We start from the raw sequence: 11,875 nt of genomic DNA, 5'->3' as shown, positions 1-11,875 counted from the left end.
CCCCTGTTTTATTTGGAATAGCAGTTGAAGAACGATTAAGGAGGGTCAGACTCGGGACAACAACTCAAGCAGCAGATCCGTCGTACGGCGGGAATAGAGCAGAGAAAGATGCCCGATGGCGGGCAACTCGATATCTTCCATTCCCGCCAATCGTTGCCGTTCCTGCGGCATCACTACGTTGTCGTGACTGGTACGCACCGAGATGCCGGGTACGCAAAGCGGCACCGAAGCGAAACGCTGCAACCAGCCGGAGCCTGGCTCCATCTCGCGGGCATTGGCCCCAAGCCCAAGGGCGGCCAGCTGACTGCCCTGATGGGGCGTTGCCAGCGTGATCAGGCGCTCTACTTTGTCACCACCATGGATAGCCAGATAGTCGCGGCAGACCAGCCCGCCCATACTGTGACCGACCAGCACCAGCTTGTCAGCCCCAGTTTGCGCGAGCACATCGTCAATTCGCTTGGCCAGTAGCGGCACCATCTCATCGATATGACCAAATGGTGGCATCAGGGTAATGGTGGCGACCACATGGCCTGCGGCCTCCAGTTGGGCGCGCTGGGTGCGCCAGATCCCGCGACTGCAACCGTAACCATGCACCAGCAATACGGGGCGCTGGCATGGACGCAGCCGATCGGGTGCCATCAGCAAAGGCTCGAACGGTAGCAACAAGGTGAAGGTGTAGAGGTAGGCCAGCATCTCCTGCGCCATCATCTTCACCCTGCGCCAGGGGCCGATAGCCGGGGAGGGGTAGAAACGGGTAAACAGCCAGCTGCCGAGCACCACCAGACAACGCAACCCAAGCAGGGTAAACACCACAAACAGCAGGGTCAGCAACCAGGGAAGTCCCACGACCACGTGGGCGATACTCCCGAGGAGCAGCACCTCTACCATCAGCAGGATAAACAGGTGTCGTACGATCGTCATAAGGCCATGATCCGACCAGTCTGGCGTGGAAGTCAAATGGCACTTTGAGACAACTTGATCCAGCGCGGCTTTTGTCGCTAAACCCCGGCGAACTCTTTTACGGTGAGGTTATTTGCAACACTGTATATCCATACATATACTCTATCCATCATCACCAAGAGGAGGCCATCATGGCTGTCGAGATCAAATATGTGGTTGTTCGTGGGGGAGTGGAAAAAATGACCTTTGCCAGCAAAAAAGAGGCCGATGCCTATGACAAGCTGCTGGATACGGCCGACGAGTTGATGACCCTGTTGGCTGGCGCCCCGATCGAGCTGGCCCCAGAGCAGCAAGAGAGTCTGGCATTCTACCTGGCAGAGCAACGCGATGTGCTGCAAACCCTGCTGCGCGGCGGCAAGGTTCAAGCAGGCACGAAAGAGGAAGAGGCTTCAGCAGCCAGGCGCAAGGAGAAGCCACTAAAGCAGGTGGCCTGATTGCACAGACCTGCTATTTCTCGGGATAAACAGCTCGCGGCATTCACTTTATTTGCATTTAAAACCATTTTTACGGCTATTTACCCCGAGAATTTTTTAACAACGGTGCATATCCAATGCATAACTAAATAGCGAGCACCACTGCGCGACATCAGCCTGATCTATGAGGAAATAATTGAGCAAACAGTGGAGAGAACGTTATCCAGATCGCTCCTGGTGACCTTAATCAGCAATAACAAGAGGTAGTACCAATCCCAACAGAAGCCGCATTCATGTATCACGAGCCCTTTTCTAGCAACTCGGCTCACAGGCTCATATCGACTCATCTCAGCATCAACAAGCAACACCATGACTCAACAACCATTATCCTTGCCGCCAGCCATGCCGCTGTTTGACAGCCTTATCTATCTGGAGGCCGGTAACCCACAGGTCAATCAGTACCTTGCCAACCTCAGCCTCAACGATGTGCCCGATGCCGGGCTGGTTTACGAACTGGCGGTCGATTGGCTGCTGGAGCAGCGCAACAGCGAAAACAACTACAAAACCTATCGCAGCGAACTGACCACCTTTTTGCACTGGTGCTTTTGCGAGGCGGCCATCAGCCCGAAAGATCTCACTCGCCGCATCATGATCCGCTATCTCGACTACTGTCAGTCGCCACCTGAAGAGTTAATCGCCTACCGCAACGTGGCGCAATTTGTCCTCGACAAGGAGTGGGGAGAGCGGTTGCCCAATCCGCAATGGCGTCCGTTTTTGGGCAAACGGGAACAGGGCCGCACCTTGCCCTATCGTCTTAGCGAGCAGGCGATGAAGACCAAGCTCGCCATCCTGTCGACCTTCTTCCAGTTCCTGATCCAGGAGGAGTACATGGACAGGAATCCCGCTCTGCTACTGCAGCGGGTCAAACGGCCGCAACAGCAGGAGGCCGATGATCAGGTGCAGGCCTTCAGCGAGTTGCAGTGGTCATACGTGATGCAGGCCGCCGATACCCTTGCCAACGACCATCCGGAGCAGCACGAGCGCAGCCGTTTTCTCACCATTCTGATGTACGCCTGCTATCTGCGGATCTCTGAGGTTGCAGCACGGCCGGGCTTTACCCCTGTGATGGGGCAGTTCAGGCGGGATCGCAAAACCGGCGTCTGGGGTTACTACATACCCAGTAGCAAGGGGGGCAAGCGCCGCACTGTTGCCGTTTCACAGGCGCTGCTTCAAGCACTCGAACGTTATCGCACGTTTCTGGGACTCTCGCCCTTGCCGGCACCCAACGAGCAGACCCCGCTTTTTATCCGTCATAAAGCGGCAGCCCACGGCCGGGAGCAGGGAGAACTTAATGCCAATTTAGGGATACGTCAGCTGCGTGAGCTGATACAAGCGGTGATAACCAAAGGTGCCGAGCTTGCCGAGCTGGATGGCTTTTATCAGGATGGTGCCGAAATGCGGCAACTCTCTCCCCACGCTATTCGCCATACCGGGATCACTCATGACATCAACCTCAACGGCCGACCACTTTCCCACGTACAAGCTGATGCGGGCCACGACAGTATCGACACTACCTCCAAATACCTGCACACAAGCCAAAGCGAACGCCATGAGAGTGCACAGCAAAAACCGCTCGACAGATTGCGATAAAAGCACACAAGTGAGAGATAACGAAGAGTAAAGAAATGGAATGGCATCACCTTGAACCACGTCATTTTACAACATATGCCTGTCAATCGGAGTGAGTGCAATGGCTGCCCACTGTGAAAAGGGGAGCCCAATACACATATTGTTCAAGCATTTTAATAGTGAACGCTTGTCTCAAAATACGACATTTGTGGTTTCAGAATATCGACCAATGGGAGGGGGCGATTGCTATATCTTGTTATCTCTACAGCTCACCCCCACCATGCTCACGCAAACCAAAGGGGAGGGGCATTATCTCTCACAAGGCAAGGTTGTTATCATTGAGTTCTTTTTTCGCCAGAACCGCATAAATATCCGTATGAAGCATGGTGCTCAAACAGGGGATGCACGTGACAAAGAATATTCGTGGTAACAAGATGGGAAGAACGGCGAAAACCAAACCTACACCATTCCTGGGCGGGGGACAGGCCCTCGTAAAGGCTTATTGAAGATATACACGAAGGAAAACATCCTGACTTTCATATTTATAAGCGTAATGAGGTCAGGTTCGTGAGAGCCGCTCCAGATAGCTCAGAGCAAAACAACGTTGATAAGGACTAGGATGGTGATGCCGATAAATGGGGTTATCGGCATCATTTGTGAAACCAAGGTTAAAATTGACCTTCAACATGTCTCACAGAGTAGGCCCACACCAGAAGAGAGAAAAATAAATGGGAGAACGTTCACCATTTCGGGTCACAACCCTCGAGGAGCTGATGGCCAAGGGGACGTGCTGAGTCTGGCCGATCTGGTGCGACGGGTCAGCCCTGGAAAAATGTCTGAAGCCTTATGGCATTCTGTGAAGGTTCATTGCTTGCTGTATTGTCATTTTGATACTGATTAAGCTAGAGCTATTAGCGTAACAAGGCGTAGTAATGCAAAGATTCCAATACTTCTCAAGTTGTGACACTTTCAGGCGGTGGCTATAGGATAACCGTCAAGCCGCTGAATGATGAGGAGAGCAATGATACCTGCTGCGTATGGTTCAATCCCGAACTGGGCGGAAAGCCCGTAGAGTGGACCTTCCCAAGTATCCTGCTGAAACTGAAAGAAAATCAGGAACTATATGGCTATGGCCGAACATTGTTTAAACTTGGTGATAATGCTCGTGGCGCTATAGACTGCCGTGATTTTGAATTGGGGGCCTTCCGGCCCCTCTGTTTTACTCTTAACCAACACTGCGCATAATGTATATTATGTTAAATTTAGTATCTTGTTTCCTGTCACCGCTTATTGAACTGTGTATAATGGCAACAATTGATCCTATCTTCGACCGGACGTCTTAAGTGGCTGAATTAACATCAGAACAATTAAAACCCGCTTTTGCGATTGAACAGTTCCCTAAGCTAAGTGAGCTTGACCCCATCCCCTTTGCCGCTCTGCAACCCAGAGCAATCTCCGGTATCAAACGCCTGGCCAGTTTTGATGGTGATTGCCCGGTTATGCTGCTCAACGGGTTCCCGGGTGCAGATTATGAAGATGTGTGCCGCACTCTGATTGCCGAATCCAATGGCAAGGATGGCGATCTATTCGACCTCTGCTATACCGAGAATCTCAACAACCCGTTCAAACCTATCTGGCTGCGACTGCAACCCGGTACTGGCGTTGAGTTCTGTGAAATGGTTGGCGAGCTGCTCAAGCTGTTGAGCCACCATCTCGACGCCGAACGCATTGTGACCAGGATCATGCGCAAGCAGAACAATGATCCGAAGATCGATGACTTTCTCTCGGATCTGGCGGCCCACGTTGCATTGGGACTGGAGTTTCAGCATCCGGTGCTCATCAACCTGCTTATTCATCATGAAGAGCAGGAAGCACCGGTAATTTACGGTCGTGATCTCAACTGGGATACTCTGTTTGGCTCCATCAACTACCAGACCGAACAAGGCTCTGTCTATGCTAACCAGCACCTTTTGGAGCCCGGCTTGCTGCGGGAAGCCAATGGCGGTTACCTCATCTTGCAACTGGATGAGCTGCTCGACCAGCCTCACCTCTGGTTCAAACTGAAAAATGCCATGCAAAAAGGCGAGCTGGACTGGAACGCCTATCAGGAAGGGAAAACTCTGACCCCCTTCTTCGCGCCTGAAGCGACCCCCATCAAGCTCAAGCTGATCCTGGTTGGTGACCGACTGGACGTGGCCGAGTTCCAGATGCTGGATCGGGATATGTCCGAACGCATCTTCCTGCGCGCGGATCTGGTGTCAGAGGTCAATATTGAAGAGGATCTGCAGGAATTTCTGCAGTACCTGGCCTGGCTGCGCCAGCGCTGGAGCCTGCTGGACTTCACGCCAGCCGCCCTCGCCGCCCTTTGTCGTCATGCCAGCCGCCTCTGTGACCATCAGGAGTGGCTGTCGCTCTCCGAAGTGCAACTCTCCGCCATCATGCGGATGGCTGACAGTCTGGCCCGGGAGCTGGAATCTGATGTGGTCACCGACGAGCATATCCGCGGCGCACTGGAGGAGCAGGATTACCGCCTCAACTATCTGGTTGAGCAGTCCGATCAGGGGGTTATCGACGGCCAGATCCTGCTGCAAACCGACGGCGAAGAGATTGGCCAGATCAACGGCCTGTCTGTCATTCAGGTCTCCGGTCACCCTTATGACTTCGGCGAGCCGGTGCGCCTCACCGCGACCGTACACCTTGGTGATGGCGATGTGGCGGATATCGAGCGCAAAGCGGAGCTGGCCGGTCATATCCACGCCAAGGCGATGATGATTATCCACGGCTATCTCTCCAACAAATTTGGTGCAGAGAACCCCTCCCCCCTGTCGGCCAATCTGGTGTTCGAGCAGTCTTACCACGAAATTGATGGCGACAGCGCCTCCCTGACCGGCTTGTGTGCCCTGCTCTCTGCCCTCGCCCGCCAGCCTATCTATCAGCACTTCGCCGTGACCGGTGCGGTCGATCAGTTTGGCAATGTGCAGGCCGTTGGTGGCGTGAACGAGAAGATTGAAGGCTTCTTCCGGGTGTGCAAAATCCACGGCATCACCGGCAAGCAAGGGATCATTTTGCCGGGCACCAACATCCAGCAGCTGAACCTCTCTGACGAGGTGATTGCAGCGGTTGAAGCAGGCCAGTTCCACATCCACCCGGTGGATCATGTGGAAGAGGCCATCGAGTTGCTGACTGGCTGTGTCGCCGGTGAGCCTGATATGCCCGATACCCTGTTTGGCCGTATTCAGGAGCGGTTGGACGAGTTGAACGGCTCCACTGCCAAAGTCGGACTGCTGCAATCCCTGCTGGGGCGCCTGTTTGGCCGCTGATGAAGTGATCGGAGTTGTTTAGCGAACAACTGTAAGCTAAATTGGCCCGGCTTTGACCCATTTGAAGGAAATACCGCGTGACCGTAGACAATACCACCATGGAAGCCCGCCTTTCCCTGTGCGAGCAGGGCAAGAACTCTTTTACCCGTGAAGAGCTGCTGGCTTGCAGCCGTGGCGAACTGTTTGGTGAGGGTAACAGTCAGCTGCCTGCCCCCAACATGTTGATGATGGACCGCATCGTCAAGATCAATGACAACGGCGGCGAACACGGCAAGGGCGAGATCCTGGCTGAGCTCGACATTACTCCGGATCTCTGGTTCTTCGATTGCCACTTCCCGGGTGACCCTGTGATGCCTGGCTGTCTCGGTCTGGACGCCATGTGGCAGCTGGTTGGCTTCTTCCTTGGCTGGAAAGGTGGCCCCGGCAAGGGTCGTGCTCTGGGCGTGGGCGAAGTGAAATTCACCGGCCAGATCCTGCCGACTGCCAAGAAAGTGACCTACAAGATCACCTTCAAGCGCGTCATCAACCGCAAGCTGGTGATGGGGATTGCTGATGGTGTGGTCGAAGTCGACGGCCGTCCGATCTACAGCGCCACCGACCTGAAAGTGGGCCTGTTCAAAGATACCACCGCATTCTGATCTCTCTGATTGGTAGTAAAACAGCATTAACGCAAAGGGGCCACAACGGCCCCTTTCCTTTTGTAATGAGTGATGAAGTAGCTGCTACTTCATGAAGAGGCCTGAGCCCCGCCCTTCCATGGCGTCACGCCAACCACCAAGCCAATGCCCTCGGGCATCCAGGCATTGATACGGACACGCTTCTTTCTGTTTGCCGACCACGCCAGCCTGATAACCACGAGCACGAGCTCTTTCCAGACGGTCCCGCTTCTGTCTCTTCATCATCTACGACCCTCTTCGTGGAAAAAAAAAGCGACCAATTCTGCATCGGTCGCTTTCATCTTTACTCCTGCGAACGCACTCGGTCAAACAAAAACTTCCACCCTAACCGGGCTATGTGACACAAGGCACTGAACTGGATTAAGTTTTAATTACAGGGAACTTACTCCTGATTTTTGAGTCCTTCCAGCTCTTCCCAGCGAGCAAATGCCTGCTCCAGCGCGGCTTCAGCGGCATTGAGCGCATCCAGTTTCGGCTGGGTTTTATCTGCCGGCAGCGAGAAGAACCCTGGCTGGTTGATCTCGCTTTGCAGCGCATCCAGCTCGGCTTCCAGCTGCTCAAGACGAGCAGGCAACCCTTCCAGTTCAAGCTGCAGCTTGTAGGAGAGCTTCTTGCTCTTCTTCGGCGCTTCTGGCGCGGCGGCAACGACCGGCTCCGGGGCCTTGACCGGTGCACTCTTGGCCTGTTGTTGAGCGTTCTGCTGTTCGCGGGTCGCCATCATGTCGGCGTAACCACCCACGTAATCGCTGATGCGGCCATCCCCTTCAAACAGCCAGCAGCCGGTCACTGTGTTGTCGATGAAGCGACGATCGTGACTCACCAGCAGCAGGGTGCCGGGATAGTCGGAAAGCAGCTCTTCCAGCAGCTCCAGGGTTTCCACATCCAGATCGTTGGTCGGTTCATCTAGGATCAGTAGGTTGCTGGGTTTAAGGAACAGCTTTGCCAGCAGCAGCCGGTTCTTCTCGCCACCGGAGAGCGCCTTGACCGGGGTACGGGCCCGCTTGGGCTCGAACAGAAAGTCCTGCAGGTAACCAAGAATGTGACGGGAGCGGCCGCGCACCATCACCTCCTGCTTGCCCTCCCCGACGTTGTCCACCACCGTCTGCTCGGGATCGAGCTGCTCGCGGTACTGATCGAAGTAGGCAACCTCCAGATTGGTGCCCCCCTTGACGGTGCCACGGGTCGGCTCAAGCTGCCCCAGCAACAGCTTGATCAGGGTCGATTTGCCGCAGCCATTGGGGCCGACCAACGCAATCTTGTCGCCACGCAGCACTTGCAGATTGAGCTCCTTGAACAGGGTGCGATCGCCAAAGTCCAACCCCAGCCCTTCGGTCTCGAACACCAGCTTGCCGGAGCGATTGACCTCGTCCAGTTGCAGCTTGGCCTTGCCCTGCAGCTCGCGGCGCTGGGAGCGCTCCATCCGCATCGCTTCAAGGGCGCGCACCCGGCCTTCGTTACGGGTACGGCGAGCCTTGATACCCTGCCGAACCCAGACCTCTTCCTGGGCCAGCTTGCGGTCGAATTCGGCATTTTTCAGCTCTTCGACCCGCAGCCACTCCTCTTTCCCCTGCAGATACTCGTCGTAGTTGCCCGGCCAGGAGGTGATGGCGCCGCGATCGAGATCGATGATCCGGGTTGCCAGCTTGTGGATGAACTCCCGATCGTGAGAGATAAAGACGATGGCGCCGCGAAAATCCTTGAGGAAATCTTCCAGCCAGTTGATGGCTTCGATATCCAGGTGGTTGGTCGGCTCATCGAGCAGCAACAAGTCGGGATCGCAAGCCAGCGCACGGGCCAGCGCCACTTTGCGCAGCCAGCCACCGGAGAGGCTATCGAGGGTCACGTCAGGATCCAGCCCCAGCAGGGTCAACACCTGACTGATACGGGTCTCGAACTGCCAGCCGTTCTGATAATCGAGCTGCTCTTGCAATTCGCTCATCTTGCGAATATTGGCATCTGACGGATCGCTCGCCAGCTCCATGGAGATGTGGTGGTACTGCTTGAGCAGCTCCCCCACCCCCGCCAGCCCTTCGGCGGCATAGTCAAACACCGTCAGCTCGCTGGAAGCCGGCGGATCCTGCTCAAGGCGGGTCACTTTCAAATCTTGTTGCAGCACCAGACGCCCGTCGTCCAGCGGCAATTCGCTGGCAATGACCTTCATCAGAGTGGACTTGCCCGCCCCGTTGCGGCCAACCAGACAGAGGCGCTCGCCCCGCTCGATGGTCAATTCGGCATTGTCGAGCAGCGGGAAATCACTGAACGACAGACATGCGCCGTGCAATGTTAAAAGAGCCATGTGTGTTCCTTATTTCATATGAAAAAAACGGGCAGCAGACTGGGTCTGCCCCCGTTTTATCGTCAAATCACTCTCACCCCTGACGGGCGGCCCAGCCCTTGAGCTCCACCAGCGTGAAGGGCCAGCCGAGCTCGCGGCCCGCCTCGTCACGCAGCACCGGAATGCGCACCCGATAGGCGGCAAGCCACTGCTCATCATCCATGATGTCGCACTGGCGGGTGGTAGTGGCAAGGCCAGCCGCCTCCACCAGCGCCCACGCCTGTTCGCACAGGTGGCAACCGTCGGTATGAAACAGGGTCAGCATCACACCTCGCCTTGCTCCGGCGCATGGGTGATGATCCAGCAGTTGTGGATGTGCTGGTTACGTTCGAAATCCTTCGGTCGCGTCTTCTGGGTGATGTTCTGGGCCTTGAGACCAGTGGCCTCGAGACCGGCCAGATCCATCTTGAAGTGACGCTTGTTGTTGGAGAAGACCAGAGTGCCGTCCGCCGCCAGCAGGCGCTTCAGGTGCTGCATCAGCAGCAGGTGATCGCGCTGTACGTCGAAGCTCTCGTCCATCCGCTTGGAGTTGGAGAAGGTGGGCGGATCGATGAAGATGAGGTCGTACTGCTCATCGGCTTCAGACAACCACTTCAGGCAATCTGCCTGGACAAACTTGTGCTGACGGCCCACCAGCGAGTTGAGACGCATGTTGTCCTGCGCCCAGTTCAGGTAGGTGCGCGACATATCCACCGTGGTGGTCTCGCTGGCACCGCCAAGACCTGCGTGCACGGTGGCACTGCCGGTGTAGGCAAACAGGTTCAGGAAGCGCTTGCCCTTGGCCATCTGACCCAGCATACGGCGAGTCTGACGGTGGTCGAGGAACAGACCGGTATCCAGATAGTCATAGAGGTTGACCCACAGACGGGCACCGTACTCCTGCACTTCCATCCGGTGCTGCTCTTCGGAGAGCTTCTGATATTGCTGTTTCCCTTCCTGACGCTCACGCACCTTCAGGATCACCTTCTCGCCATCCATCCCGGTCACCTTGATGGCGGCCTGCACCATGTCGAGCAGACGCTGACGGGTCTTCTGGGCGGGGATGTCCTTGGGCGCGGCATACTCCTGCACCACAAGATAGTCCTGATAACGGTCGATGGCGGCGTTGTATTCCGGCAAGTCGGCATCGTAGATGCGATAGCAATCGATGCCCTCTTTGTTGGCCCATTTCTCGAGGGTTTTCAGATTCTTGCGCAGACGGTTGGCAAAGTCCTGTGCCACCTCTTTTTGGGAGGCCACGGAGTCCAGTGCAATCTGGTAGTTGCGCAGCTGACACTCGAGGGCACCGTTGAACAGGCGATATTGCTTGTCGGCGCGCAGGCGCAGACAGCTAAGCAGCTCGGGGGATGCGGACAGAATGGAGACTCTCCACCCCTGGAAGCTGCGACGCAGAGCATCACCGAGGGCCTGATGCACTTCCAGCAGCGCCGGGAACTCGCCAAGACGCTCGCCATAAGGCGGGTTGGAGATGAGCATACCGACCTGACGGGCCTCCCCTTGACCTTCTTCCCCTTCAACAGCGGCAGACATCGGCAGCGGGTTTTCCAGCTTGGTGACGTCGGCCTGCCTGAAGGTGATGAGATGGGCCACACCGGCTGCTTTGGCGTTATCACGGGCTTTGAGCAGCACACGCTGGTCGGCATCACAACCAAACAGTTTGACTTCGCAACGCTGCATGCCACGTTTGGCGCGTACTTGCGCTTCCATCATCAGGCTTTGCCACAGCTCGCTATCGTGCTGCAGCCAGCGATCGAACCCGAAGCGCTCGCGGCGCAGCGCCGGTGCCATGTCGGCGGCGATAAAGGCCGCTTCAATCAGCAAGGTACCGGAACCGCACATAGGGTCCATCATGGGCTCACCGGCCCAGCCGCTACGGGTAATCATGGCGCAGGCCAGGTTCTCTTTGAGCGGTGCTTCACCTGTGCCCTGACGATAGAAACGCTGGTGTAGCGCCGGGCCTGACAAGTCCAGCGTGATATTGGCCTTGCCCTTGCCCAGGTGCGCCATGATGCGAATATCCGGCGACTTCTTGTCCACGTCAGGACGCACGTGACCGCGCTTGGTGAAGCGGTCGACGATGGCATCCTTGATCTTCAGCGCGCCATATTGGGTATTGCGAATGGCAGGGTTGGTACCGGTAAAGTCCACCGCGATGGTAGAGGTGCCGGAAAAGTGCTCTTCCCAGGGTATGGTGTGGGCGCCCAGATAGAGATCCAGATCGTCGTTCATCTGGAATTCGGAGAGCACCAGCACGATGCGGGAGGCAAAACGGCTCCACAGACAGGCCTTGTAGCCAATCGCCAGTTCGCCTTTGAAATGGACGCCAGCCACGGTCTCACGAACCTGCTCTGCGCCAAGATTGGTCAGCTCATCGGCCAACAGGTTTTCCAGCCCCTTGGGGCAGGTTGCAAAAAATTCTTTCATCACGCTCACGGGGAACCCATAAAAATAGTGCCGCATTATACCTCATCAGGCGGGCTGGAGCATGCAAAAGTCGGCGCAAACAGCAGGATGGAAACAGATTGATAGGTGGCGAATAAA

The 11,875-nt window shown here is 56.0% G+C and carries 10 protein-coding genes; 5 read left to right on the top strand and 5 right to left on the bottom strand.

The features are described 5' to 3' along the window. Positions 1-45: 45 nt before the first annotated feature. Entirely contained in the window at positions 46-921 is an 876-nt protein-coding gene (locus tag G5171_RS02165) for an esterase/lipase family protein (RefSeq protein ID WP_421259760.1), read from the bottom strand. A 170-nt stretch (positions 922-1,091) separates the two neighbouring features. Between G5171_RS02165 and G5171_RS02160 the strand changes: the two genes are divergently transcribed. The 5 genes from G5171_RS02160 to fabA all read left to right on the top strand — a co-directional run bounded on the left by G5171_RS02160 (position 1,092) and on the right by fabA (position 6,960). Beyond that, a complete protein-coding gene (locus G5171_RS02160) occupies positions 1,092-1,394 on the top strand; it encodes a YebG family protein (RefSeq protein WP_203117064.1) in 303 nt (100 codons plus the stop codon). 381 nt (positions 1,395-1,775) lie between these two features. Next, positions 1,776-3,023, top strand: a complete 1,248-nt coding sequence (locus tag G5171_RS02155) for a tyrosine-type recombinase/integrase (RefSeq protein WP_421259808.1) — start codon at positions 1,776-1,778, stop codon at positions 3,021-3,023. Between the two features lie 100 nt (positions 3,024-3,123). After that, positions 3,124-3,432: a hypothetical protein gene (locus G5171_RS02150; protein WP_421259759.1), complete on the top strand. Its 309-nt coding sequence runs from the start codon at positions 3,124-3,126 to the stop codon at positions 3,430-3,432. A 913-nt stretch (positions 3,433-4,345) separates the two neighbouring features. Further along, a complete protein-coding gene (locus tag G5171_RS02145) occupies positions 4,346-6,322 on the top strand; it encodes a Lon protease family protein (protein ID WP_421250144.1) in 1,977 nt (658 codons plus the stop codon). Between the two features lie 98 nt (positions 6,323-6,420). Beyond that, positions 6,421-6,960: a 3-hydroxyacyl-[acyl-carrier-protein] dehydratase FabA gene (gene fabA / locus G5171_RS02140; protein WP_196783564.1), complete on the top strand. Its 540-nt coding sequence runs from the start codon at positions 6,421-6,423 to the stop codon at positions 6,958-6,960. Positions 6,961-7,044: 84 nt separating this feature from the next. Here the strand turns inward: fabA and rmf are convergent, their stop codons facing one another. From rmf to rlmKL, 4 genes are all read right to left on the bottom strand, one after another. Next, a complete protein-coding gene (rmf, locus tag G5171_RS02135) occupies positions 7,045-7,224 on the bottom strand; it encodes a ribosome modulation factor (protein WP_005315693.1) in 180 nt (59 codons plus the stop codon). Between the two features lie 157 nt (positions 7,225-7,381). Beyond that, a complete protein-coding gene (locus tag G5171_RS02130) occupies positions 7,382-9,295 on the bottom strand; it encodes an ABC transporter ATP-binding protein (protein ID WP_216978786.1) in 1,914 nt (637 codons plus the stop codon). 73 nt (positions 9,296-9,368) lie between these two features. Continuing rightward, positions 9,369-9,599, bottom strand: coding sequence for a glutaredoxin family protein (locus G5171_RS02125; RefSeq protein ID WP_216978785.1), 231 nt, complete (start codon positions 9,597-9,599; stop codon positions 9,369-9,371). Further along, the gene (gene rlmKL / locus G5171_RS02120) at positions 9,599-11,794 is read right to left on the bottom strand and encodes a bifunctional 23S rRNA (guanine(2069)-N(7))-methyltransferase RlmK/23S rRNA (guanine(2445)-N(2))-methyltransferase RlmL (RefSeq protein ID WP_216978784.1); all 2,196 of its coding nucleotides are present in this window, start codon (positions 11,792-11,794) and stop codon (positions 9,599-9,601) included. The genes G5171_RS02125 and rlmKL overlap by 1 nt, the downstream gene beginning before the upstream one ends. Positions 11,795-11,875: the final 81 nt, after the last annotated feature.

This window comes from Aeromonas sp. 600774 (genome assembly GCF_049175075.1).
In the GTDB taxonomy this organism is placed as follows: Bacteria; Pseudomonadota; Gammaproteobacteria; order Enterobacterales; family Aeromonadaceae; genus Aeromonas; species Aeromonas veronii_A.
Note: the sequence above shows the minus strand (reverse complement) of the source record. Positions and strands in the feature narration are given on the sequence as shown.